This is a genomic window from Streptomyces sp. NBC_00038, assembly GCF_026343635.1.
Classification (GTDB): Bacteria; Actinomycetota; Actinomycetes; order Streptomycetales; family Streptomycetaceae; genus Streptomyces.
Window position 1 is genome coordinate 1,334,883 of record NZ_JAPELQ010000001.1, and the last position, 24,354, is coordinate 1,359,236.

The following is a 24,354-nucleotide window of genomic DNA, read 5'->3' on the forward strand; positions in this document are numbered from 1 at the left end:
GGAGTCGGGCGGGTCCGTCAGCCGACCAGGCGTTCCACCAGCAGGAACCCGCCGATGACGATCATCATGGCACCGGACGCACGGGTGACCGCCCGGGCCGCTGACGGCCGGGTCTTCAACACCGTGCGGGCCAGGAGGCCGACGGCGAGATAGACCACGGCACAGGCAACCATGTGGAGGCTGCCGAACAGTCCGGTCTGGGCGGCGACGGGCCAGCCCGCCGCGGAGTCGATGAACTGCGGGAACAGCGAGAAGTAGAGCAGCAGTGCCTTGGGGTTCAGCCCACTGATGCCGGCTCCCTTGAGCATGACCTGCCGACGGGAGGAGGACGAGGAGGACATGGCCTCCATGGACGCGCCCGGAACCGCCGGTCGCGACAGAACACCCCAGCCGAGCCACATCAGGTAGGCGGCCCCCACGACGGTGAGCACGGTGAGCAGGCTCGGCGAGCTCGCCACGATCACCACCAGGCCGGCGACGGCGAGCAAGGTGTATCCCGCGTATCCGGCTATCAGCCCGGCGACCGCGGGGACGACAGACCGGTCCCGCAGGCCCGCCGAGATCGCGTAGGCCCAGTCCGCGCCGGGCGTGAGGACCAGCAGTAGATCCACTGCCAGGAAGGCCGCCAGCGTCGTCGTGTCCATGGGTCCATCCCTCTCGTGTCTCCTTGCCGTGAGAGGGAAGAATAGGAGCGAAATGCCCGAAAGTGTTTCTCTATTTACCCCATGACCGCGCCCTACGAGGGAGAATCTTCGCCATGGATGCCCTGGACCGGAAGATTCTTGCCGAGCTGCAGCTTGACGGCCGCCTGACGGTGACCGAACTGGCCGCCCGCGTGCAGCTCAGCGTCTCGCCCTGCCACCGCCGCCTGCGCGACCTCGAACGCGCGGGCGCCATCCGCGGCTACCGTGCGGTTGTCGACCCCGCGGCCGTCGGCCTGAACTTCGAGGCGATCATCTTCGTCACCCTGCGCCTGGAGGACCGCGACACGGTCATCGCATTCGAGGAGGGCGTGGCCGCCGTCCCGCACGTCATCCAGGCCCAGCGCCTGTTCGGCGACCCCGACTACCTCCTGCGGGTCGCCACCACCGACCTCGCGGCCTTCCAGCAGCTCTACGACCAGCGGCTCGCCACCCTGCCCGGAGTCCAGCGCCTGACCTCCACGCTCGTGATGAAGAACGTCGTCGACGACCGCCCACTGCCGTAGCAGCCCCCCTTCGCCATACCGGCAATGACTCGAGCGGCTGGAGGCGAGGATGCGGATCGGGGTGCCGAGGGCGGTCGCGTACGCCCATCGACTCCCTTGCCCAGCCTCCACCACCCACCTACCCTGACTTTGTGCCGCTAATAAACAAAATCACTCCGCACAGCGTCGTGCCGGACAACAACCTCACCCGACTCCGCGTCGTCCTCACCGTCTTCTTCGCCCTCGACGGCTTCATATTCGCCGGATGGGTCGTCCGCATCCCCGCCATCAAGGAACAGACCGGCGCCTCGGCCAGCGCGCTCGGACTCGCCCTGCTCGGAGTCTCCGCCGGCGCGGTCATCACGATGATCCTCACCGGCCGTCTGTGCCGTCGATACGGCAGCCACCTGGTGACGGTGGTCTGCGGAGTCCTGCTCTCGCTGAGTGTCGCGCTGCCCCCGCTGACGCACTCCGCTCCGGCACTGGCCGCAGTGCTGTTGATCTTCGGGGCGGCGTACGGCGGGATCAACGTCGCGTTCAACAGCGCCGCCGTCGACCTGGTGAGGGCCCTTCAACGGCCGATCATGCCGACGTTCCACGCCGCTTTCAGCCTCGGCGGCATGACCGGTGCCGGACTCGGCGGGCTCGTCGCCGGCGTCCTGTCCCCGACGCAGCACCTGCTCGGCCTCACCACGATCGGTCTGCTCGTCACCGGCATCGCGGGCCGCGCCCTGCTGCGCCTCCCACCCCCGGCAGCACCGGAGAGCGTCTCGCCCGCGGAGTCCGCGCCGCGCCGACTGGACGCCCGTACCCGCGGTCTCGTGATCACCTTCGGTCTGATCGCCCTGTGCACGGCTTACGGCGAGGGAGCCCTGGCCGACTGGAGCGCACTGCACCTGGAGCAGGACCTGGACTCCACTCCGGGCTTCGCGGCGTTCGGCTATTCCTGCTTCGCGCTCGCCATGACCATCGGCCGGCTGACCGGCACAAGGCTGCTCGAACGCCTGGGCCAGACCCGGACCTTGGTGTTCGGTGGCGCCACGGCCGCGGCCGGCATGCTGCTCGCCGCGCTCGCCCCTTCCGTGTGGGCAGCGCTCCTCGGCTTCGTGATCACCGGGCTCGGCCTCGCCAACCTCTTTCCCGTCTCCGTGGAACGCGCCGGCAGGCTGGCCGGCCCGGACGGAGTCGCCATCGCGTCCACACTCGGTTACGGCGGCATGCTCCTGGGGCCACCCGCCATCGGATTCATGGCGGACTGGTTCTCCCTTCCCATCGCCCTCACCAGCGTGGCGGCACTGGCCGCGACCGCCGCGGTCATCGCGTTCGTCACACGACGCGCGGCAACGCACTGATCCCACCGGCTCGCCGAACCGATCCCCGGCCCGGCCTGACGGACGAGGGGCCGGGGGTGGATGATGGGCGACCATGCCAGGTGATCACGTGACGGACGACGACGGCCGGGGCTCGGGCCCTCGGCCGAGCCGCGCGGGAGCCTGCGTCCGGGCCGGGATGTTCGCACTCGTGGGCAGCGTGCTCGCCGCCTTCGGTCACCACGCGGTCGCCGAGGGCCCGGTGCCGTGGCGGCTCGTGATCGCCTTCGGCGTCGCGCAGTTCATCGTCGTATGGCCCATCGCCCGCCGCCATCACTCGCTGCCCGTCATCGCGGGTTGCACGCTCGCGGCGCAGGGCGCGCTGCATCTCGTACTGACCTGGGCGGGTGGCACGGATCATGCCGAGAGCGGTCACACGGCGCACAGCCACATGGCCATGTCCCAGGGAGACGGACACACCTGGCATCACGCCTCCTCGGCCATGACGGCCGTCCATGTCGTCGCCGCCCTGGCGGTCGCCTGGCTGCTCCACCGGGCCGACGCGGCCGTGACGGCGGCGCTGGTCACCGCCCGTACGGTGCGGGGTGCCGCTGTTGCCGTCATCGCCTGCGTGAGGCCGTGGTTCACCGGTGCCGTGGTTCCCGAACCGCCCGCCGCCCTGCGACTGATCGGCCACTTCGAACTCCCGTCAGCGGCAAGGACAGAGCCTCTTGAGCATGCGCTGGTGCGCAGGGGACCACCGGGACGCGAGCACGTCCGGTCGTCCATTTCCCCGGGCCCGGCTTCGGCCTGCCCGGTCCCACCAGCAAGGAGTTCCCTTGTCTCTGTCCACGCACCAGTTCGGCCGCGCGACGCGTCGTATCGGACTCGTCGGCGCCGCCGCGCTCACGGCCACCCTGGCCATGGGCGGAACGGCCTCCGCCCACGCGGAGGTTGAGGCCGACACCCCGCAGGCCCTGGCCGAGAACGTCACCCTCAGTTTCGTCTCCGAGGCGGAGTCGAGTTCCGGAGGCTTCACCGAGCTGCGCATCGTCCTGCCCGACGGCATCGCACCGGCTGACGTCTCGCTCGACGAGGCGCCCAAGGGCTGGACGTTCAAGGCCACCGCCGATGGCTACACCGTCGGCGGCACCGCCCTCAAGACCGGAGTGGACGCCGAGCACAAGATCAAGGTCAGGCAGCTCCCGGACGCGAAGGAGATCGCGTTCAAGACGGTCGAGACCTATAGCGACGGAGAGGTCTCCCGCTGGATCGAACTGCCCAGCGGCGGCGAGGAACCCGAACAGCCCGCGCCGATCCTCGAGTTGAAGGCGGCGGCCCCCGGTGCGAAGCCGGTCGGCCCGAGCCCGACGGCGAGCGCGACTCCCAGCCCGACTCCGTCCACCACCGGCTCCGCCGCGGCGGAGCCGTCCGAAACGGCGCCCGCCAGTGACACGGCCGCCGAAGAGGACGACGGCATGTCCACCGGCCTTGTGGTCGGTGCGATCGTCGTCACCCTGCTCGTCCTGGGCGGCGGCGCCTGGTGGCTCGGCAAGCGGCGCGCCGCCACTCGCAGCAGCTGACACGCGACCCGGACGTCCACGGAGCGGAACACACGCCGCTCCACGGGGAGTTCAGCCGTCTCCACCGCCCGGTGCGGTGGAGACGGCACCCATCCGCAGATTCCAGCGGTTGCCCCGGCCGGTGAACTGGACGGTGGACAGAGGCGGTACGTCGACGCGCCAGAACGACTGCGGTGGCGCGCCCAGCACGCCGATGACCGCGGCGCGCGCCACGGCCTGTTCGACCACGGCCAGCAGGCGCCCGGCGTCATCCGGCAGCGCGTCCAGCCAGGCGGAGACCCGGTGGCACACCTCCGTCACGGACTCGCCGTGGTGCGGGGCGGCGTCCGGGTCCGACATCCAGGCGGCGAGCCCGGCACCGTCACTGGCCGCGACCTCGCCGAGTGACCGGCCGTGCCAACTGCCCATGTCGAGGTCCCGCAGGGCCGGTTCCGGGGATACGGCGTCCCATCCCAGAGCCTTCGCCGTCTGGGTGCACCGCTGCGAAGGCGCCGAATACCGGGTGTCGGCCGTGGGCAGCGTTCGGGCGATCGCCCGTGCCTCCCGCAGCGCCCGATCGTCCAGCGGCACGTCGGCGAAACGTACGTCGCGTTCCACTGGGGCGGCGGCGCACAACAGGGTCAGCCGGACGGTCATGTGAGTCCTTTCGCAAGGTCGCCGAGGCCGGTTCATCGTAGGTGTCCTACGCCATGTTGGCCGAAGCCCTCATTGCACCTACCATCTGGGGCGACAAGGACGACGGCGCCACGGAAGTCCGGTGCAAGCCCGGCACGGTCGCGCCCCTGTGTGCCGCCCCTCGCAAGGAGTCGGTGGTGAGTCAGACCCAACGCCGTCGTCGAGTGCTCCACACAATGCGGGACGCGTGTTCCCGAGGAGGTCTCGCCATGGCGCAGTCCACTGCCGCCCCTGCCCCCGTTGCTCCGTCCGCCGCGGCGCCGCTGCCGATCCAGGCCATCCTGCCCTGGGCCGTCTTCTTCGGCGTTCTGATGCTGGTCCTGCTGTACTTCGTCGGCGCTGAGCAGGGTGCCACCGCGCTGATCTCCGGCGAGGGCGTGCACGAGTGGGTCCACGACGGCCGGCACCTGCTCGGCTTCCCCTGCCACTGAGACGGAGACAAACCGATGAACTCCGTCAACGTACGCACCCTGCTGGTCCGCGGCATGCTCGCGGGCCTCGCCGCGGGCGCGCTCGCCTTCGTCTTCGCCTACCTTGTGGGCGAGGGCCCCGTGGATGCGGCCATCGCCTTCGAGTCGGCCAACTCCCATGAGCACGGCGAGGAACTCGTCAGTCGTTCCGTGCAGTCGACAGCGGGGCTCGCCACGGGCGTCCTCGTGTTCGGCGTGGCCATCGGCGGCATCGCGGCGCTCGCGTTCTGCTTCGCGCTCGGCCGTATCGGCCGGTTCGGAGCCAGGGCGACGGCGGCGCTCACCGCGCTCGCCGGGTTCCTCACCGTCTACCTGGTGCCCATCCTCAAGTACCCGGCCAGCCCTCCCGCCGTGGGCAATCCCGACACGATCGGCAAGCGCACCGTCCTGTTCGTCCTCATGATCGCGCTGAGCGTGCTCCTGGGCGTCGCCGCGGTCCTGCTCGGCCGACGGCTGGCTCCGGGATGGGGCAACTGGAACGCCTCCATCACAGCCGGGGCGGCCTTCATGGCGGCGGTCGCCGTCGCCATGGTCTTCCTTCCGGCCGGGGACAACACTCCCAAGGGCTTCCCGGCCACCGACCTGTGGGAGTTCCGGCTGGCGTCCATCGGCATGCAGGCCGTGCTGTGGGCCACCTTCGGGCTGCTCTTCGGCTACCTCGCCGAACGGCTCCTGGAGCCGAGGACCACCGCCGCTTCAACGGGGCGCGTGCCCGAGTTCTCCGCTCAACCAAACTGAGAACAGCCGAACTGAGAACAACCGATTTCGTGTACGACAGGAGCCGTCGGGGGCGCGCCCGGCGGCTCCTGCCGTCTGTTCCCCGAGGCACATCGGGCCACGTACAAGGGCGTTGGGCATGGTGCACTGCTCGGGCTCTCGGCGTAGCGGCGCCGACCGGCCAGGTCAGCCGGCCGCGCCGCCGCCCGCCAGCATCCGCGTCAGCACCGCGCGCTGCAACGGCAGCACCTCGCCGTGCAGGTCGCGCCCCTTCGGCGTGAGGCAGACGCGCACTCCGCGCCGGTCCTCCGCACACATTCCGCGCGTCACGAGACCGTCCCGCTCCAGGCGGGCGATCAGCCGGGACAGCGCGCTCTGGCTCAGGTGGACGCGGTCGGCGATCTCCTGCACGCGGTAGGACGGGCCGCCGTCCGAGGCGACACCTTCGGCCAGCACGTCGAGCACCTCGAAGTCGCTGGCGCCGAGGCCGTGTCGGTGCAGTTCACGGTCCAGCTCGCAGAGAGTGCGCGCATGCACCGCGAGGATGTCGCGCCACTGGTTCACGAGCCCTTGCTCGGCCTTCTTCGCCGCCATGGGCGCACCGTAGCAAACAATCGGCTTTGTTGCATCGACATTAAATGCATTTGCATTGAATGCATGCGCATGTAGTGTCTCCGGCATGACCTCTCCGCTCACCAACTCCACGACCGAGGGACGCTGGACCCCTCGTCTGTGGGGCACCCTGCTCGTGCTCTGCGCCGCGATGTTCCTGGACGCGCTGGACGTGTCGATGGTCGGCGTCGCCCTGCCGTCCATCGGTTCCGAACTCGATCTCTCCACCTCGACGCTCCAATGGATCGTCAGCGGCTACATCCTGGGATACGGCGGACTGCTCCTCCTCGGCGGACGCACCGCCGACCTGCTGGGCCGCCGCCAGGTCTTCCTCGTGGCCCTGGGCGTCTTCGCGCTCGCCTCGCTGCTCGGCGGACTCGTCGACTCGGGTCCGCTGCTCATCGCCAGCCGCTTCATCAAGGGCCTCAGCGCGGCGTTCACCGCGCCCGCGGGCCTGTCGATCATCACCACGACCTTCGCCGAGGGCCCGCTGCGCAACCGCGCCCTCTCGATCTACACCACCTGCGCCGCCACCGGTTTCTCGATGGGTCTGGTTCTCTCCGGCCTGCTCACCGAGGCCAGTTGGCGCCTCACCATGCTGCTGCCCGCGCCCATCGCGCTCATCGCCCTGTTCGCCGGCCTGAAGCTCCTCCCGCGCAGCGAGCGCGAGAAGAACCACAACGGCTACGACGTCCCCGGCGCCATCCTCGGCACGGCATCGATGCTGCTGCTCGTGTTCACCGTCGTCCAGGCCCCGGAAGTCGGCTGGGCGTCCGCCCGTACGCTCCTGTCCTTCCTCGCCGTGGCCGTCCTGCTCACCGTCTTCGTCCGCGTCGAACAGCGCTCGGCAGGTCCCCTGATCCGGCTCGGCGTACTCCGCTCCGGCAACCAGATCAGGGCCCAACTCGGCGCGATGGCGTTCTTCGGCTCGTACGTCGGATTCCAGTTCCTGGTGACGCTGTACATGCAGTCGCTGCTGGGCTGGTCGGCACTGCACACCGCACTCGCCTTCCTGCCGGCCGGCGCACTGGTGGCGCTGTCCTCCACCAAGGTCGGCTCGATCGTCGACCGCTTCGGGACCCCGCGACTCATCGCGGCGGGCTTCGCGCTGATGGTCGTCGGGTACGCGCTGTTCCTGCGCGTCGACCTCGACCCGGTGTACGCCGCGGTCATCCTGCCGAGCATGCTGCTGATCGGCGCGGCCTGCGCGCTGGTCTTCCCCTCGCTCAACATCCAGGCCACCAACGGCGTGGACGACCACGAGCAGGGCATGGTCTCGGGCCTGCTCAACACCTCGGTCCAGGTGGGCGGCGCGATCTTCCTGGCCGTCGTGACGGCGGTCGTGGCCGCGAACTCCTCCGGGGGTTCCTCACCTCAGGCCGTCCTCGACAGCTACCGGCCCGGTCTCATGGTGGTGACGGCGATCGCCTTCGTGGGCCTGCTGATCACCCTGCCGGGTCTGCGGACACGGCGTACGCCGGAGTCGATCGTGGTCGTCAAGTCCGTTCAGGAAGACGCCGTTCAGGAAGCCGTCCAGGCGGAGGCGAGTGCGGAGCGCGTGGCGGTCCGCGACTGAGGGGGCGCCTCGGCGGCGGGGGCCCGGCGGACTCACTTGTCCTGCCGGGCCCCCGCCTGTTTGACTCGGCGCATGGAGTTCACCAGGGGGCGGCGGAGCCAGGCCGAGCGTGACGCGATCACCGTCGAGATCGGATACGCGCTGTGCAGCGCGGCGTTCGCGGCGGCCGTCGTGTTCGGGGCGGTGTACGGTCCCGCCCTGCTCTTCGATCTCCCCGGCACCGTCGGCAAGGCGCTGCTCGCGTCGGGGATCCTGCTGGCCGCTGTCCTCTTCGCCGTACGCGCGGTCAGCGTGCTGGTCCGCTTCGGCCGCGAGGGTGCGAGTGGCAAGGGCGAGGACGCGGGTCAGCCCAGCCAGCCCGGCCGCACCAACCCCGACTCATAGGCCAGCACGACCAGTTGGGCCCTGTCACGGGCGCCCAGCTTCACCATGGTCCGGCTGACGTGCGTCTTCGCCGTGAGAGGGCTGACGACCAGGCGCCGGGCGATCTCGTCGTTGGACAGGCCGATGCCGACCAGGGCCATCACCTCCCGTTCCCGCTCGGTGAGTTCGGCGAGGGACCCGACTGCCGCCGGCTCCTTGGAGCGGGCAGCGAACTCCGCGATCAGGCGGCGCGTCACACCCGGCGAGAGCAGCGCGTCGCCCTCGACCACCGCCCGTACCGCGCGCAGGAGTTCTTCCGGCTCGGTGTCCTTGACCAGGAAGCCGGAGGCACCGGAGCGGATCGCCTCGAAGACGTACTCGTCCAGCTCGAAGGTGGTGAGCATGACCACCTTGACGTCCTTGAGGACGGTGTCGTCCGTGATGCGGCGGGTCGCGGCCAGGCCGTCGAGCCGGGGCATGCGGATGTCCATCAGGACGACATCGGGGCGCAGTTCGCGCACCCGGCGCAGCGCCTCCTCGCCATCGGCGGCCTCCCCGGCCACCTCGATGTCCGACTGCGCGTCGAGCAGCGCCTTGAAGCCTGCCCTCACCAGCAACTGGTCGTCGGCGAGCAGTACGCGGATCACCGTTCCTCCTTGGACCTCAGCGGCAGTACGGCCAGCACACGGAACCCGCCGTCGTCACGCGGGCCCGCCTCGATCGTGCCACCCAGGGCCGCGGCCCGCTCCCGCATCCCGGCCAGCCCGTTGCCGCTGCCGCCCGCGTCCGCGCCGGTCGCGGGCCCGTCGTCGTCGATACGCAGCCGCAGCGCGCCCTCCGTGGAATCGAAACGCACGCGCGCGTGCCGCGATCCTGAATGCCGTACGACATTGGTGAGCGCCTCCTGGACGATGCGGAAGGCGGCGAGGTCGGTGCCCGGCGAGAGCTTCGGGGCCTCCCCCTGCATCTCGACCGTCAGGCCCGCGCCCGCCGCCTGTTCGACGAGTTCGGGGAGCCGGTCGAGACCGGGTGCCGGCGCGCGCGGCGCGTCCCCCGGCGCACGCAGCGTGTCGAGCACCTGGCGGACCTCACCGAGCGCCTCCTTGCTCGCCGCCTTGATGGTGGTGAGCGCCGTACGCGCCTGCTCCGGGTCGGAGTCCAGGAGCGCAAGGCCCACACCCGCCTGGACGTTGATCACGGAGATGCTGTGCGCCAGGACGTCGTGCAGCTCGCGCGCCATCCTCAGCCGTTCCTCGTCGGCGCGCCGTTTGGCGGCCTGTGCCCGCTCCGCGCGGTCTCGGGCCCACTGCTCACGGCGTACGCGGACCAGTTCCGACAGCGCCACGATCGCCACGATCCAGGTGGCGACGACCACCTCCTGCCCCCAGGCTGCGGGCGTGTCCCCCGACGGCGGCAGCCATCGGTACAGCCAGTGCGCCACCAGCACATGTCCGGCCCAGAGCATCCCGACGGCCGCCCAGGCGGCTCGGCGGTGCCCGGAGACGATCGCGCTGAAGCAGCCCAGGGCAACGGTGAGGAAAACCGGTCCGTACGGATATCCGGCGCCCAGATAGAGCATGGCCGCCGCCGCGGTGCCGAAGGCGACCAGCACCGGCTGCCGCTGCCGCCACAGCAGCAACCCGCATCCCACGAGCAGCAGCGCCCGTGCGAAGGAGTCCAGGGGCGCGCGCTCACCCTCCTGGGCCTGGCTCGCGAAATGGGAGCCGGCCAACACGAAGACGGTCAGCAGCAGCGTCGAGCGCCACGGCCAGCGGGCGCGGCGCTCCTCCTCGTCCCGTCGACCCCACCCCGGCGGCCCGTGCCGCCACCACTGGGGCGGGCCGCCCCATGCCGGGGACCTGGGCGTGCGCTGCTCTTCCATGACGGTCACGCTAGACGCGAGTGGCCGCCCGGGGCGTCAGCCGGGCGAGGTGATCACACGTACTCCCGGCGTAGTACCTCCTGCGGCTCCTCCTTGACGCCGATCCTCCGGTGCAGGCGCCGCAGCGGCTTCGGCGCCCACCAGTTGACGCGGCCCGCCACGCGCATCGCCGCCGGCAACAGCACGACCCGGATGAGGGTCGCGTCGACCAGGATCGTCAGCGCGGTGCCGAGGCCCAGCTCCTTCAGGAAGACGACGCCTCCGGTGACGTACGACAGGAAGGAGAGGGCGAGGATCCCAGCCGCGGCGGTGATCAGCGGTGCGCTGCGCCGGACACCCTCGCCGACCGCGCGCTCCGTGTCACCTGTCCTGTCGTACTCCTCCTTGATGCGGGCCAGCAGGAACACCTCGTAGTCCATCGACAGTCCGTACGCCACGCAGAACATCAGTATCGGAATGCTCGGCTCGATCGAGCCGGTCGGGGTGAAGCCCAGGATCCCGGACAGATGTCCGTCCTGGAACACCCACACCAGGCAGCCGAACATCACGCCCAGACTGAGCAGGTTCAGCACGGTCGCCTTGAGCGGCAGCAGCACGCTGCCCGTCATCAGGAAAAGGATCAGATACGTCGCCGTCAGGACGAGCCCGATCGCGAGGGGCAGCCGGTCGAGGAGTACGGAGCGGAAGTCGGTGGTTTCGCCGGGGTAGCCGCCGACGAGTGCACGAGCCGGTGCCGGAGTGTCCCTGACGCGTTCGACGAGCGCGGGTACGTCGCCGTTCATCGCCTCCTGCGTGGGGACGAGCGCGAGGCGTACGCGGCCGTCGGGTGCCGTCAACCGGTCCTGGCCGGGTGCGCCGATGCGCTGCCCGTCGCGGTAGGTGCCTTGTGGAGCGTCGACCTGGAAGATCCCGGGGATGCGGGAGAGTGCGGCGGCGTACCCGCGCGTGTCGGCCGGCTTGTCGAGGACGACCTGCAGGATGTCGGTGGGCTCGGCGGGGAACTCCTCGTGCACGATCTCCGACGTGGTGCGCGAGGAGCTGCCTGTGGGCAGGGTCCTTTCGTCGGGGAGGCCGAAGCGCAGACCCAGCAGGGGGGACGCGGCGAGGAGGAGGACGGTGAGGACTCCGGCGCCGGCGATCAGCGGGCGGCGCATTGCCCGTAGCGCGGTGCGGTGCCAGAAGCCGGAGGCGGGTGCGGCGGGGCGTTCCACCCGGTGGCCCCAGCGCGTCAGGGCGGCGGGCAGGAGGAGCACGGCTCCGGCCACAGCCGTGAGGACGACGAGGACGCCCGCGTACGCGAACGAGCGCAGGAAGAAGAACGGGAACACGAGCAGCGCGCACAGCGACACCGCCACCGTGACTCCGCTGAAGACGACCGTACGTCCGGCAGCCTCGGTCGCCCGGACGACGGCGCTCTGCTGGGTGTGCCCGGCCGCACGCTCCTCGCGATACCGGTTGATCACGAACAGGCTGTAGTCGACGCCGAGTCCGAGGCCCAGCACGAGCGCGAGGTTCGCCGCGAACGTCGACACCTCGGTGAACTGCGCGAGCAGCCGCAGCCCGGCGAGCGTACCCAGCACCGACAACAGGCCCACGGCGACGGTCAGGAGGGCCGCCACCGTGCGTCGGTAGACGAGGATCAGCAGAAGCAGGACGGCGGGCAGGGCCAGCGCCTCCGCGCGCAGGAAGTCGGCGCGGGCCTGCTCGCCGACCTGCCGGGAGATCTCTTCCTGTCCCCCTACGCGGACGGTCAGTTCGGCGGTGGTTCGGGTCAATCGCGGTGAGAGCGTGGCGAGTTCCTCGCGGGTCTCGGTGGCGGTGCCTTCGAGACGCGCCAGGACGAGGGCGCGACGGCCGTCGGTGCTGCGCAGGACGGAGCTGCCTGCATCCCAGTACGAGGTGACGTCCGTGACCAGGGGCAGTTCCTCGACCTCGGCGGCAAGTGCGCGGGCCGCACGGGCCGTCGCGGTGCTGTCCACGTCGCCGTCGCGTGCCGTGACGAGCAGCGCGAGATTGGGGTTGCCGGTGCCGAACTCCGTGCGCAGGACGTCGCCCGCACGCACCGACTCCGTGCCGGGCGCGCTCCAGCGCGAGAGGTCCAGATCGCCCTGGGCGCCCGCGCCGTACGCGCCGAGACCGAGAAACACGAGCAGCGCGCCGAGCAGAACGGCGCGACTGCGCCGCACCGCCAGGCGGCCGATCCGGTTCAACATCATGGTGGCCCTTCTCCGGAAGTCCGTACGCCACCACGGTCACGGGCGTCACTGACCGTCCGCTGGAAGACCCGCTGGAAGATCCACTGCGGCGCGCCACACGGATACGCGCGCGGGATACCCTCGAACCATGGGTGAGGGGACTTCGCACGGCTCACGCGGCGGCCTGCGCTTCGAACTGCTGGGCCCGCTCAGGGCGTTGCGCGACGGAGCGGAGATCTCCCTCGGTCCGCCGAAGCAGCGCGCGGTGCTCGCCGTGCTGCTCCTCCAGGAGGGGCGGCCGATCTCTTACGACGGCCTGGTCGAGGCAGTGTGGGGCTGCACTCCGCCCGCGCATGTACGCAATCTCGTCCAGAAGTACATTTCCGGGCTGCGCCGCGCTCTCGGCGACAGGGTGGAACTGGTGTGGACGGGCAGCGGATACCAGCTGACCGGTGCGGACGCCGACGACCTGCGGGAGCGACGGCAGTTGGTGAGCGCGGCGCTGGCGGCACGAGACGCGGGTGAGCTGCGGCGCGCGGGCGAACTGGTCGTACGGGCCGAGGAGTTGTGGCGCGGCGACTTCGCGGAGGGGCTGCAGGCACCCTGCTTGGCGGCCGAGCGGCTCCGGTGGGCGGAGAAGCGGCTCACCGTCCTCGAAGCCCGGCTGGCCGGCGAGATCGAACTCGGCAGATCCTTCGAGTACGTCCATGAACTCGTCCGGCTCGTCGCCGCGCACCCATTGCGGGAGCGGCTCGCGGAGCTGCTGATGCTGGCTCTGTACCGGACCGGCCGCCCCACGGACGCACTGGTCGCCTATGAAGGTGTACGGCAGCGGCTCGCCGAGGCCGTCGGCGCGGACCCGGGGCCCGCGCTGCGCTCACTGCACGCGCGGATCCTCCGTCAGGACCCGGAACCGCTGGGGCCCTTGACCGCCGTAGCGGTGGGCTGAGGGAACACCAGGCCCACACCGTGGGCGAGTTGGTCCGCGGCATGCCGGAAGAACACCTCACGGTCTTCGACGACGCGGTTGAACTGCCCGAACAGTTCGAAGCCGATCAGCCCGTAGAGCTGTGCCCAGGCGGCCACCAGTGCGGTGACGACCTCGGGCGGGAGGTCGGGGGCGAGGTCGGCGGTCATCCGCTTCGCCTCGGGTACGAGTTCGGCGGGCAGGCGGGGGCGGGCGACACCCTTGCCCTGGTACGCGTCACGGACGATGCCGATCAGGAGCAGGCCCACGCGGGAGGCGGCCGGGATCGTCGTCTCCGGCGCGGTGTACCCGGGCACGGGCGAGCCGTAGATGAGCGCGTACTCGTGCGGATGCTCCAGCGCCCAGTGGCGCGCCGCCACGCAGACCGCGATCCAGCGCTCACGGGGTGCGGCGTCGGCGACCTGGGCGTGCGCCGATTCGGCGGCCTCGCCAAGCGAGTCGTAGGCGTCGATGATGAGCGCGGTCAGCAGGTCGTCGCGGCTGGGGAAGTAGCGGTACAGCGCGGAGGAGACCATGCCGAGCTCGCGGGCCACGGCCCGCAGCGAGAGCTTGGCGGCGCCTTCCGCCGCCAGCTGGCTGCGGGCCTCGTCCTTGATGGCCGCGGTGACCTCGATCCTGGCTCGGGCCCGTGCCCCTCGTGCGGTACTCATGCCGGGCAGTGTGCCACGTTTTCGGAGCAGTGCACACAAAAGAGAGCGCCGCACAAAAACGAGAGCAGTGCTCTTGCTTTGGATCACCGATCTCGTACACACTGCTCTCAAGCGAGAGCAGTGCTCTCCAAAAACCAGGAGGAACCATGTCGACGGCCCACTACATCAAGCCCAAGCCCCTCGACAGGGCCATGAACGGCCTCGTCGGCTGGCTCGCGCGCCGCGGCGTCAGCCTCCTCGGCAGCGCCGAGCTCTCCGTGAAGGGGCGCAAGAGCGGCGAGTGGCGGAAGGTTCCCGTCAACCCGCTCCCGTACGAAGGCGGCCCGTACCTCGTCTCGGCCCGCGGCCACTCCGAATGGGTGCGCAACCTGCGGGCGGCCGGTGGTGGGCGGCTCCAGGTCGGGCGCAGGACCCAGGAGTTCACGGCGGTCGAGCTGGCCGACGAGGAGAAGCCGGTGGTCCTGCGCACCTACCTCAAGAAGTGGGGCTGGGAGGTCGGCAGGTTCTTCGGCGACGTCAACGTGAACTCCAGCGACGAGGAGTTGCTCGCCGCCGCACCCAAGCACCCGGTGTTCCGGATCACGGTCAAGCCGTAGCCCCCACCGGGCACAGAGCCCAGGACGCGGGCTTACCGGTCGAGCGCGGTCAGGACACGCCCGATCATCGGGTGCGAGCGGACGACCTCACCGAGGGAGGTGGACCCGCGCGTGATCCCGGCGAAGGCGCTCCACGCGGGCCTGAAGCCCGTGATCACTGCGTGGAGCACACCCGGACGGCGTTCGAATGCCGAGAGCATGCTCTTGCCGACGCTCATCTCGACACCGAGTCCCGCCTTGATCGCGAAGGCGTAGTTCAGGGCCTGGCGCCGCGTGTCCACCGCGTCGTGCGCCTCGGCGATCCGTACCGCCCACTCCCCCGCGAGCCGCCCGGAGCGCAGCGCGAAGGAGATGCCCTCGCGGGTCCAGGGTTCGAGGAGCCCCGCCGCGTCCCCGCACACCAGCACCCGGCCGCGCGACAGCGGCGAGTCGTCGGCGCGGCAGCGCGTCAAGTGACCGGAGGAGATGCTCGGTTCGAAACCGGCGAGCCCCAGCCGGGCGACGAAGTCCTCCAAGTACCGCTTGGTGGCCGCGCCTTCACCGCGCGCGGAGATCACACCGACGGTGAGCGTGTCGCCCTTGGGGAACACCCAGCCGTAACTGCCGGGAATGGGTCCCCAGTCGATGAGGACCCGCCCCTGCCAGTCCTCGGCGACGGTCTCCGGCACGGGGATCTCCACCTCGAGCCCGAGGTCGACCTGGTCGAGCTTCACCCCGACGTGCGCTCCTATCCGGCTGGCGCTGCCGTCCGCGCCGACGACCGACCGCGCAAGGACGGTCTCACCGCCCTGCAGGACGACGGCCACGGTGCGCCTGTCCGGTACGGCGGAACCATGCTGTTCGACGCGCGAGACCGTGACGCCCGTACGCAGCTCGGCTCCCGCCTTCTGCGCGAACTCGACCAGCTGCTGGTCGAACTCGGGACGGTTGATCAGCCCGAACAGCATCTGCCGCGAGCGCCTGGTGCGCGTGAACTTCCCATCCAGCGAGAACGTGACCGCGTGCACCCGGTCCTGGAGCGGCAGTTCGAAGCCGGGCGGAAGCGCGTCGCGCGAGGGACCGATGATGCCGCCGCCGCACGTCTTGTAGCGCGGCAGCTCCGCCTTCTCCAGCAGCAGGACACTGCGTCCCGCGACCGCTGCCGCATAGGCGGCCGAGGCGCCCGCCGGCCCCGCGCCGACCACGACGACGTCCCACACCAGCTGCCCGTCGTCCGCCGAAGAGTTCTCGCTGCTCACGATGGTCTATTGCTCCCAGTCCAACCGTCTGCCGCACCTGTCTCCCGCATCCTACGGCGGCCATCGCCGCAGGCCACTGTGGGAGGATCGGCAGCGTAGGCACCCTGCACACCAGGAGACGCTTACACACCGCACGATCATCAGTACCCAGACACCAGTACACAGATGTACAACGTCGCACCCACAAGGAGCGTGCCCATGTCGTCGAATCCGGTCGCCGAGACCGTCGCCTCCCTGATGCCCAGGGCGAAGGCGGAGCTCACCGAGCTGGTGGCCTTCAAGTCGGTGGCGGACTTCGATCAATACCCCAAGAGCGAGAGCGAGGGCGCCGCGAACTGGGTCGCCGACGCACTGCGCGCCGAGGGTTTCCAGGACGTGGCACTGCTCGACACCCCCGACGGCACGCAGTCGGTGTACGGCTTCCTGCCCGGTCCCGAGGGTGCGAAGACCGTCCTGCTGTACGCGCACTACGACGTGCAGCCGCCGCTGGATGAGGCGGCCTGGGTGTCGCCGCCCTTCGAGCTGACGGAGCGCGACGGCCGCTGGTACGGACGTGGCAGCGCCGACTGCAAGGGCGGCTTCGTGATGCATCTCCTCGCGCTGCGTGCGCTGAAGGCGAACGGTGGCGTGCCCGTGCACGTCAAGGTGATCGCCGAGGGTTCGGAGGAGCAGGGCACGGGCGGTCTGGAGCGGTACGCCGAGGAGCACCCCGAGCTGCTGACCGCCGACACCATCGTGATCGGCGACGCCGGGAACTTCCGGGCCGGTCTGCCGACGGTCACCACCACACTGCGTGGCATGACCCTCGTACGCGTCCAGGTGGACACCCTCGAAGGGAACCTGCACTCGGGACAGTTCGGTGGCGCGGCCCCCGACGCGCTCGCCGCGCTGATCCGCGTACTGGACTCGCTGCGGGCCGAGGACGGTTCGACGACGGTCGACGGGCTGGCGGGCGACACCGAGTGGGACGGGCTGCAGTACGAGGAAGAGGCGTTCCGTGCGGACGCCAAGGTGCTCGACGGGGTGGAGCTCATCGGCTCCGGAACCGTCGCCGACCGTGTCTGGGCGCGTCCGGCCGTCACCGTCCTCGGCATCGACTGCCCGCCGGTCGTCGGCGCGACACCGTCGGTACAGGCGGGCGCCCGCGCACTGGTCAGCCTGCGGGTGCCGCCGGGCATGGACGCGGCCGAGGCGACCAAGCTGCTCGAGGCCCACGTGGTGGCGCACACGCCGTGGGGCGCGCGGGTGAGCACCGAGCAGATCGGCCAGGGCCAGGCGTTCCGCGCCGACACGTCCAGCCCCGCGTACGCGTCGATGGCCGAGGCGATGTCCGTCGCCTACCCGGGCCAGGAGATGCAGTACGCGGGCATGGGCGGCTCCATCCCTCTCTGCAACACCCTCGCCTCGCTGTACCCGCGGACCGAGATCCTCCTCATCGGTCTGAGCGAACCGGAGGCACAGATCCACGCGGCGAACGAGAGCGTCTCCCCGGACGAACTGGAGCGCCTCTCGGTCGCGGAGGCGCTCTTCCTGCGGAACTACGCGGCGAGTTGAGCACACCGGCGACCGGCTGAACCGGTCCCGCCACGGCAGAGGGCCCTCGCCACCGGGTGAGGGCCCTCGCCGCACGCAGGTCCTGGCGGTGCTGCGGAAGTCGGCAGAGTCGTGCGACCGGAGGTGGCAGGCTTGCCGCGGTGAAGACATCCGGCATGACGCACGCGGCACGCCTCGGCCTCCACAGTGAGGTTTCCACCTCCTTGGCCCTGTGCGGCGATCGTGGACTCGGCGCACTGGTGGCGGCCGCCAAGCCCCTCGGCACCGGCATCGGCGGGAGATCCGCGCTGCTGGACGTCGCCGGAACACCCGTCTTCGTCAAGCGGGTGCCGCTCACCGATCCGGAGCGCCTGCCGGAGAACGTCCGGTCCACGGCCAACATCTTCGGGCTGCCGTCGTTCTGTCAGTACGGCGTTGGCGGTGGGCCGGGATTCGGTGCCTGGCGCGAGCTCGCCGTGCACACGATGACGACGAACTGGGTGCTTGCCGGGGAGTTCGGCGGCTTCCCGCTGATGTATCACTGGCGGGTGCTGCCCGATGCGGTGCAGCCGCTTCCCGAGGAACTGGCCGACGTGGACCGGGCCGTCGCCTACTGGGGAGGCTCGGAGCAGGTGCGCCGGCGCATCGAGGCTCTCCGTGACGCCACGGCGAGCGTCGCGCTGTTCCTGGAGTACATCCCGCACAACCTCCATGTCTGGCTGGGCACACGACTCCATGAGGAGCCCGACGACCTGACCGCCTACTCCCTGGTCGAGGAGGGACTGGAGGCCGGCGTGTCGTTCATGAACGCGCGCGGGCTCCTGCACTTCGACGCGCACTTCGAGAACATCCTCACCGACGGCAGGCAGCTGTACTTCGCGGACTACGGCCTCTCACTGTCCTCGCGCTTCCAACTCTCGCCGCAGGAAGCCGACTTCTTCGAAGAGCACGAAGGCTACGACCGCTCGTACACGAAGTCGTATCTGGTGAACTGGCTGGTCACCGCGTTGTACGGGTACGGGAGGGAGGAGCGGGAGGCGATGATACGCGCCTGCGCCGGGGGAAAGCGGCCCGAGGGAATCCCACGGGCCGCCGCTGCGATCCTCACCCGGCACGCGCCGCTCGCAGGTGTGATGACGGACTTCATCAGCAGGCTCCGGCAGACCCGGCAGACCCCGTATCCGGCACAGGAGCTGCGCCGACTCGGTAACACCTGACGGTGACTCAGTCGGCAACTCCCGTCACAGCGACCGCATCTGACGTCGACTCAGCTCGATGATGAGGTCAGCCGACGGGAATCCCCGCCTCCAGGTACAACGCCGCTCCGCGCTCCCGCGCCCGCAGCGCCCACCGCAGCCGCTGGTAACGCACCGGTGGCAGCAGATCCGCCGCTTCCTGTTCGCTGACGAAGCGCCAGTCGCGCAGTTCGGGGCCGGGAAGCAGCAGGCGCCGGACCGCGGTGTCGTCGAGCCGGCCGCCGTCGAAGAGAAGGCGCAGTCCGCCGAAGCCCGGCGGTGCGGGCGGCTCCCAGTCGACGACGAGCAGAGCGGGTACGTCCTCCAGTTGCAGGCCGGTCTCCTCGGCGACCTCGCGCATGCCGGCGCGTGCGGGAGCCTCACCGGATTCGACGACGCCGCCGGGGAATTCCCAGCCCGCCTTGTAGGTCGGGTCGACGAGCAGCACGCGGTCCTGCTCGTCGAAGAGGAGGACCCCCGCGGCGACGGTCTCCGCGGTGGGTTCGGGGGTCTGGACGATGTCGCACACGGGCACATCCCCGGTGCGTACGGCATCGGCGATGCGCAACGCCGCTTCGTACGGTGTGAGTGCGCTGGTGTCCACGGGGTGCGCGTCGGCGATGAGCCACGAGGCGAGCGCGGCGCGGTAGGGCTCGATGTGGTCGTAGGCCCACTGGCTCACACGTATCTCGCCGTCGGGCAGGTCCGGGGGCACCGCGCGCCCGGCTATTCGCTCGCGCAGGATCGTTTCCGCCGGGGCGAGGAGCACATGTCGTACGGGGATCCGGCGCGCGGCGAGACCGCCGAAGATCTCGTCGCGGTACTCCTGGCGCAGCAGGGTCATCGGAACCACGAGGACGCCGCCGAGTTCGGCGAGCATCGCGGCCGCGGTGTCGACCACGAGGCGTCGCCAGATCGGCAGGTCCCGGAAGTCGCCGACCTCGGCGAGGCGTTTGGGCGGCAGCAGCTGCGGGAGCGTGCCGCCGATGACCTCGGGGTCGAAGAGCGTGCTGTTCGGGATCAGCTCGATCAGTTCCCGTGCGGTGGTGGTCTTCCCCGCACCGAACGCACCGTTGATCCAGACGATCACGGTTCCCCCTCTTCTGTTGGCCCCCTGAGGCTTGCCCGCTTCACCCTGCCACGGAAACCAGCCCCTGATGAGGGGGCCGAAAGCACGGCGCCGGTGTCCCCGCCCAGGGACACCGGCGCCTTTGGTCGAACCCCTCAGCTGTTGTTGCCCTGAGCGCCCTCGTGCCCGGCCAGGCTGTCGCTGCTGACGGTGTGGTCGAGGGTGCTGAGCGTGTCGTTGACGTCCAGGTTGTCGAGTACGTCGGTGTCGGCATGGGACGGCGTGACCGCCGCGACGACGAATCCGGCAGCCAGGGAGGCAATGGCAAGCATGCTTCGCTTCTTCATGCCCGGATCAACTACGGAGCAGGGCATGAGTAACGGGTGGGTCACGCAACGCCATCTCCGCACCATCCGGCACATCCCGAGCACTACCGTCATCTCCCTCGAAACATCCCAGGGGGGACGAGATGACCAATCCGTACACACCACCATCAGGCGCACCGGCCCGCATCGCTCCAGGTTGGGCGCGCAAACGTTTCGTCCTGCCGGCACTCGCTCTGGCGTTCTTCATCGGCATAGGCGCCGGCAGCAGTGGAGACGACAAGGAGCCCGCGACCGCCAAGCCCCAGCCGACCGCCACGGTCACCGCCACCACGACTGCCACCGCGACGGAGACCGCCACCGCGGCGCCCGCCGCCACCGTGACGGTCCGGGCGACGACAACCGTGCGAACGACCGTCACCGCACAGCCCGCCGCCGACAGTGGCAACACGGACGACAGCAGTGGCGGGAGCGGCGACGTGTACTACGAGAACTGCGACGCCGCCCGCGCGGCAGGAGCCGCACCCGTGCGCACCGGAGACCCCGGCTACGGCCGCCACCTCGACCGTGACGGGGACGGCGTCGGCTGCGAGTGAGGGTGGGATCAGCCCTTCGCCTCCACGCATCGCCGACGCACCGCCGCGGTACCGCGTCCGAGGCGTTGGGCCCCACTGCGACTTCGCTCTTGTTTCCGCCGGGTCCCCCGCCGCACGCGGGCAGCAGCACAGTAAGCGCCACCGCGTCGGCGCCAACGGCCGCACCACGCAGGAGATTTCGCCGGGACATCCGATCTCCTGTCGCACTTTCGGGCAGGAAGAGCCCCTTCAATGATGCCCATGTCGAGCCCTCCCCCTCAATGCGGCAACCAACACAACCGAACGCGAGGGTTGGTCCCACTGCTCAAGTGACGCCACGTCAAGGGTTTTGACGAGATATCGAACCACTGACGTCACTCGGAGCGGGTCTTGCGCACCCTCTTCCAACAGAGTCGAACACGTCCTACCTTAAACGCGCAGCGATGACGCGAACATGACGTCATCCCACCTTTCGCGTGTTCGGAGGACGTAACGATGCGTCACCTTCACACCCGCACGGCCCGCCGAAGAGCGGTCGGAGCGCTCACCGCAGGACTGTTGTGTACGATCGGCCTCGCCGCGTCGGCCCTGGCCGCCCCGGCCGAGGACACCGTCTCCCCCGCACTGGCCGACGGCCTCGCCCTCACCCCGCCCATGGGCTTCAACAACTGGAACTCCACGCACTGCCGCGCCGAGTTCAACGAGGACATGGTCAAGGGGATCGCCGACATCTTCGTCGAGAAGGGCCTCAAGGACGCCGGGTACCAGTACGTCAACCTGGACGACTGCTGGGCCCTGCAGTCCCGCGACGCGGACGGCAAGTTGGTGCCCGACCCCGCGCGATTCCCCAATGGGATCAAGGCGGTTGCCGACTACGTCCACTCCAAGGGGCTGAAGCTCGGCATCTACACCAGCGCGGGCACGAAGACATGCAACGACGCGGGCTTCCCCGGCGCGCTCGGCCACGAGTACAGCGACGCCCAGCAGTTCGCGGACTGGGGTGTCGACTACCTCAAGTACGACAACTGCAACAACCAAGGCGTGGACGCCCGGTTGCGCTACAACACCATGCGTGACGCCCTCGCGGCCGCCGCCCAGTCGACCGGCCGCCCCATCGTCTACAGCATCTGCGAGTGGGGCGAGAACAAGCCCTGGGAATGGGCTGCGGACGTCGGACAACTGTGGCGTACGACCGGTGACATCAGCGACAGCTGGGGCTCGATGCTGTCGATCCTCAAGCAGAACCTGCCACTCGCCCAGTACGCCGGTCCCGGGCACTGGAACGACCCGGACATGCTGGAGGTCGGCAACGGCGGCATGACCGACACCGAGTACCGCTCGCACTTCTCGATGTGGTCGATCATGGCCGCGCCTCTCCTCATCGGCTCCGACCTGCGTACGGCCTCCGATGCGACCTTCGACATCCTCGGCAACAAGGAGGTCATCGCGGTCGACCAGGACCCGCTGGGCAAGCAGGGCGCGGTGCTCTCCTCCGAGGACGGGCGCTGGGTCGTCGCCAAGGAGATGCAGGACGGCAGCCGGACCGTGGCGCTGTTCAACGAGACCGGCAGCGCGCAGCACATCGCCACGACCGCACAGGCCCTGGGCCTGCCCGAGGCGAGCGCGTACACCCTGCGCGATCTGTGGCAGCACAAGAGCTACAACACCGCGGGCACGATCTCGGCGACCGTCCCGGCGCACGGCACGGTGCTCGTACGTGTGTCCACCGACACCAAGTGGGCCAAGAACCCGCCCGCCGTCGAACTCGGCCTGGAAGGCAGCCTGTTGGCCGAGCCGGACAAATCCGTCGCACTGACGTCGACGGTCACCGACCTGGGCCGTACGGCCGCCAAGCAGGTCTCGGTGAAGCTGAGCGGGCCCGCGGGATGGAAGGTGAAAGCGGCTTCGCCGACCACCGCGAGCGTCCTGCCGACGGGACGGTCGCTGCGTACGTCATGGAAGGTCACCGCTCCCGCGGGCACGCCCGCGGGCTCGTACGACCTGACGCTGAAGGCGACTTACCGCTCGCCGACCGGCGTACGCGCCGAGAACGTGCTGCCGCTGACGGCGTCCGTGGTCGTGGCACCACCCTCGGGAGCCTCCTCCCTCGGGGACCTGCCATGGCTGTCGACCACCAACGGCTGGGGCCCGGTCGAGCGCGACACCAGCAACGGTGAGAACGAGTCGGGAGACGGCAATCCGATCACCATCAACGGTGTCGTGTATGCCAAGGGGCTGGGCGTACACGCGGAGAGCACCATCGATTACTACACCGGCAAGGCGTGCGAGACCGTCACGGCGCAGGTGGGTGTCGATGACGAGGAGGGCACCGACGGCTCCGTCGCGTTCGAGATCTGGGCGGACGGCACGAAGGTGGCTTCCACGGGCGTACTCACCAACGCCCAGGCCGCGCAGGCGATTTCGGCCGACGTGAGCGGTGCCGAGGTGGTGCGTCTCGTCGTCACGGACGGCGGAGACGGGATCACCTCGGACCACGGCGACTGGGCGGACGCGCAGCTCACCTGCTGACGCGCCGCTCACCTGCCGACGGGTCAGCCACTCACGCCGGCGGCGGTCGTGCTCGCCTTACGGGTGAGCGCGGCCGCCGCCGCGCCGACCAGACCGGCGTCCGTGCCCATAAGCGCGGGCGTCACGGTCAGCCGCTGGACGAAGGACAGCGTCGCGTAGTCGGCCAGCGCCTTGCGCAGCGGTGTGAAGAGGACGTCCCCCGCTTTGCCCACTCCCCCGCCGATGACGGCGATGTCGATCTCGACGAGGGTCGCGGTCGCCGCGATGCCCGCCGCGAGCGCCTGGGCCGCGCGCTCGAAGGAGGCGGTGGCGACGGGGTCACCGGCGCGGGCCGCGGCGGCCACCGCGGCCGCCGAGGCGTCGCCGTCCGGGCCCGGCTGCCAGCCGCCCTCCAATGCGCGGCGGGCGATGTTCGGACCGCTCGCGATGCGCTCGACACAGCCCCGGGATCCGCAGGGGCAGAGGTCGCCGTCGAGGTCCACGCTGATGTGGCCGATGTGGCCCGCGTTGCCGGTGGGACCCGGGTGCAGTTTTCCGCCCAGGACCAGTCCGCCGCCGACCCCCGTCGAAACGACCATGCACAGCGCGTTGTCGTGACCGCGCGCCGCGCCCTGCCAGTGCTCGGCCGCCGTGATGGCCACACCGTCGCCGATCAGCTCGACGGGCAGCCCGGCCGTGGCCGTACGGACCCGCTCGACCAGGGGATAGGCACGCCAGCCCGGCACGTTCACCGGGCTCACCGTGCCCTCGGAGGCATCCACGGGGCCCGCACTGCCGATACCGACGGCCACTGCCCTGCTCCACAGCGGAGAGAGGGTCAGCTCGCCGATCACGTCCTCGACGGCCCCCATCACGGTGTCGCCGTCCTCCTGCGCGGGCGTCGCGCGCTGCGCGCGGAGGAGAATCCGGCCGTGGCCGTCCACCAGCGCTCCGGCGATCTTGGTGCCGCCGATGTCGAGCGCGGCCACGAGGTCGGTGTGCATCAGTTTCAGATCTCCCAAGGAGGTGTCGAGTCGGACCCGCCGCGCTGCGGATCCGGGTCCCCGGCC

General features: G+C 70.2%; 25 protein-coding genes. 14 read left to right on the plus strand and 11 right to left on the minus strand.

What is annotated here, in order from left to right; genetic code table 11:
- Positions 1-17 precede the first annotated feature (17 nt).
- Entirely contained in the window at positions 18-644 is a 627-nt protein-coding gene (locus OG219_RS06225) for a LysE family translocator (protein WP_266823685.1), read from the minus strand.
- 113 nt (positions 645-757) lie between these two features.
- On the opposite strand from OG219_RS06225, the gene OG219_RS06230 reads away from it, so the two are divergent.
- The 4 genes from OG219_RS06230 (at position 758) to OG219_RS06245 (ending at position 4,079) form a co-directional block, all read left to right on the plus strand.
- Positions 758-1,207: an Lrp/AsnC family transcriptional regulator gene (locus tag OG219_RS06230; RefSeq protein ID WP_266823688.1), complete on the plus strand. Its 450-nt coding sequence runs from the start codon at positions 758-760 to the stop codon at positions 1,205-1,207.
- Positions 1,208-1,338: 131 nt separating this feature from the next.
- Entirely contained in the window at positions 1,339-2,538 is a 1,200-nt protein-coding gene (locus OG219_RS06235; protein WP_266823690.1) for an MFS transporter, read from the plus strand.
- A gap of 88 nt (positions 2,539-2,626) precedes the next feature.
- Positions 2,627-3,454 carry a hypothetical protein gene (locus tag OG219_RS06240; RefSeq protein ID WP_266823692.1) on the plus strand — a complete coding sequence of 276 codons (828 nt, stop codon included), beginning with the start codon at positions 2,627-2,629 and terminating at the stop codon, positions 3,452-3,454.
- Positions 3,420-4,079: a DUF1775 domain-containing protein gene (locus OG219_RS06245; RefSeq protein WP_266823694.1), complete on the plus strand. Its 660-nt coding sequence runs from the start codon at positions 3,420-3,422 to the stop codon at positions 4,077-4,079. Before OG219_RS06240 ends, OG219_RS06245 begins: the two co-directional genes overlap by 35 nt.
- A 51-nt stretch (positions 4,080-4,130) precedes the next feature.
- Here the strand turns inward: OG219_RS06245 and OG219_RS06250 are convergent, their stop codons facing one another.
- Positions 4,131-4,715 (minus strand): histidine phosphatase family protein, encoded by a 585-nt coding sequence (locus tag OG219_RS06250; protein ID WP_266823696.1) that lies wholly within the window; start codon positions 4,713-4,715, stop codon positions 4,131-4,133.
- A 248-nt stretch (positions 4,716-4,963) separates the two neighbouring features.
- On the opposite strand from OG219_RS06250, the gene OG219_RS06255 reads away from it, so the two are divergent.
- Complete coding sequence (locus tag OG219_RS06255; RefSeq protein WP_266469582.1) at positions 4,964-5,185, plus strand: CbtB-domain containing protein; 222 nt, start codon at positions 4,964-4,966, stop codon at positions 5,183-5,185.
- A 15-nt stretch (positions 5,186-5,200) separates the two neighbouring features.
- Positions 5,201-5,962, plus strand: a complete 762-nt coding sequence (locus OG219_RS06260; protein WP_266823698.1) for a CbtA family protein — start codon at positions 5,201-5,203, stop codon at positions 5,960-5,962.
- A gap of 165 nt (positions 5,963-6,127) precedes the next feature.
- On the opposite strand, the gene OG219_RS06265 is transcribed toward OG219_RS06260, so the two are convergent.
- Positions 6,128-6,535 (minus strand): MarR family winged helix-turn-helix transcriptional regulator, encoded by a 408-nt coding sequence (locus OG219_RS06265; RefSeq protein ID WP_266823700.1) that lies wholly within the window; start codon positions 6,533-6,535, stop codon positions 6,128-6,130.
- An 85-nt stretch (positions 6,536-6,620) separates the two neighbouring features.
- Here OG219_RS06265 and OG219_RS06270 point away from each other — a divergent pair, with 85 nt between their 5' ends.
- Both OG219_RS06270 and OG219_RS06275 read left to right on the plus strand, forming a co-directional pair.
- The gene (locus OG219_RS06270; RefSeq protein ID WP_266823702.1) at positions 6,621-8,129 is read left to right on the plus strand and encodes an MFS transporter; all 1,509 of its coding nucleotides are present in this window, start codon (positions 6,621-6,623) and stop codon (positions 8,127-8,129) included.
- Between the two features lie 72 nt (positions 8,130-8,201).
- On the plus strand, positions 8,202-8,513 hold the full coding sequence (locus OG219_RS06275) for a DUF6332 family protein (RefSeq protein WP_266823704.1): 312 nt from the start codon (positions 8,202-8,204) through the stop codon (positions 8,511-8,513).
- Here the strand turns inward: OG219_RS06275 and OG219_RS06280 are convergent.
- From OG219_RS06280 to OG219_RS06290, 3 genes are read right to left on the minus strand one after another with little or no spacing between them, the layout of a single operon-like run.
- Positions 8,474-9,139, minus strand: coding sequence for a response regulator transcription factor (locus tag OG219_RS06280; protein WP_266823706.1), 666 nt, complete (start codon positions 9,137-9,139; stop codon positions 8,474-8,476). The two genes, OG219_RS06275 and OG219_RS06280, sit on opposite strands and share 40 nt — an antisense overlap.
- A complete protein-coding gene (locus OG219_RS06285) occupies positions 9,136-10,374 on the minus strand; it encodes a sensor histidine kinase (protein ID WP_266823708.1) in 1,239 nt (412 codons plus the stop codon). The genes OG219_RS06280 and OG219_RS06285 overlap by 4 nt, the downstream gene beginning before the upstream one ends.
- A 53-nt stretch (positions 10,375-10,427) precedes the next feature.
- Positions 10,428-12,590 carry an MMPL family transporter gene (locus tag OG219_RS06290; RefSeq protein WP_266823710.1) on the minus strand — a complete coding sequence of 721 codons (2,163 nt, stop codon included), beginning with the start codon at positions 12,588-12,590 and terminating at the stop codon, positions 10,428-10,430.
- Positions 12,591-12,717: 127 nt separating this feature from the next.
- Here OG219_RS06290 and OG219_RS06295 point away from each other — a divergent pair, with 127 nt between their 5' ends.
- Positions 12,718-13,518 (plus strand): BTAD domain-containing putative transcriptional regulator, encoded by an 801-nt coding sequence (locus OG219_RS06295; protein ID WP_266823712.1) that lies wholly within the window; start codon positions 12,718-12,720, stop codon positions 13,516-13,518.
- On the opposite strand, the gene OG219_RS06300 is transcribed toward OG219_RS06295, so the two are convergent.
- Positions 13,470-14,207, minus strand: a complete 738-nt coding sequence (locus tag OG219_RS06300) for a TetR/AcrR family transcriptional regulator (RefSeq protein WP_266823714.1) — start codon at positions 14,205-14,207, stop codon at positions 13,470-13,472. The genes OG219_RS06295 and OG219_RS06300 overlap by 49 nt on opposite strands.
- 146 nt (positions 14,208-14,353) lie before the next feature.
- Here OG219_RS06300 and OG219_RS06305 point away from each other — a divergent pair, with 146 nt between their 5' ends.
- A complete protein-coding gene (locus OG219_RS06305) occupies positions 14,354-14,803 on the plus strand; it encodes a nitroreductase family deazaflavin-dependent oxidoreductase (protein WP_266823716.1) in 450 nt (149 codons plus the stop codon).
- Between the two features lie 32 nt (positions 14,804-14,835).
- Here OG219_RS06305 and OG219_RS06310 read toward each other — a convergent pair whose 3' ends face one another.
- Positions 14,836-16,041, minus strand: a complete 1,206-nt coding sequence (locus tag OG219_RS06310) for a geranylgeranyl reductase family protein (protein WP_266823718.1) — start codon at positions 16,039-16,041, stop codon at positions 14,836-14,838.
- Positions 16,042-16,239: 198 nt separating this feature from the next.
- Between OG219_RS06310 and OG219_RS06315 the strand changes: the two genes are divergently transcribed.
- On the plus strand, positions 16,240-17,595 hold the full coding sequence (locus tag OG219_RS06315; protein WP_266823720.1) for a dipeptidase: 1,356 nt from the start codon (positions 16,240-16,242) through the stop codon (positions 17,593-17,595).
- 155 nt (positions 17,596-17,750) lie between these two features.
- Positions 17,751-18,791 carry a protein kinase family protein gene (locus tag OG219_RS06320; RefSeq protein ID WP_266836019.1) on the plus strand — a complete coding sequence of 347 codons (1,041 nt, stop codon included), beginning with the start codon at positions 17,751-17,753 and terminating at the stop codon, positions 18,789-18,791.
- Positions 18,792-18,858: 67 nt separating this feature from the next.
- Here the strand turns inward: OG219_RS06320 and OG219_RS06325 are convergent, their stop codons facing one another.
- Both OG219_RS06325 and OG219_RS06330 read right to left on the minus strand, forming a co-directional pair.
- Positions 18,859-19,899 carry an NUDIX hydrolase gene (locus OG219_RS06325; RefSeq protein WP_266823722.1) on the minus strand — a complete coding sequence of 347 codons (1,041 nt, stop codon included), beginning with the start codon at positions 19,897-19,899 and terminating at the stop codon, positions 18,859-18,861.
- Positions 19,900-20,033: 134 nt separating this feature from the next.
- Positions 20,034-20,225, minus strand: a complete 192-nt coding sequence (locus tag OG219_RS06330; RefSeq protein WP_266823724.1) for a hypothetical protein — start codon at positions 20,223-20,225, stop codon at positions 20,034-20,036.
- A 122-nt stretch (positions 20,226-20,347) separates the two neighbouring features.
- On the opposite strand from OG219_RS06330, the gene OG219_RS06335 reads away from it, so the two are divergent.
- Together OG219_RS06335 and OG219_RS06340 are read left to right on the plus strand one after the other, a co-directional pair.
- Complete coding sequence (locus OG219_RS06335; RefSeq protein WP_266823726.1) at positions 20,348-20,797, plus strand: excalibur calcium-binding domain-containing protein; 450 nt, start codon at positions 20,348-20,350, stop codon at positions 20,795-20,797.
- Positions 20,798-21,271: 474 nt separating this feature from the next.
- Complete coding sequence (locus OG219_RS06340; RefSeq protein ID WP_266823728.1) at positions 21,272-23,305, plus strand: NPCBM/NEW2 domain-containing protein; 2,034 nt, start codon at positions 21,272-21,274, stop codon at positions 23,303-23,305.
- Positions 23,306-23,328: 23 nt separating this feature from the next.
- Here the strand turns inward: OG219_RS06340 and OG219_RS06345 are convergent, their stop codons facing one another.
- Complete coding sequence (locus tag OG219_RS06345; protein ID WP_266823730.1) at positions 23,329-24,288, minus strand: ROK family protein; 960 nt, start codon at positions 24,286-24,288, stop codon at positions 23,329-23,331.
- Positions 24,289-24,354: the final 66 nt, after the last annotated feature.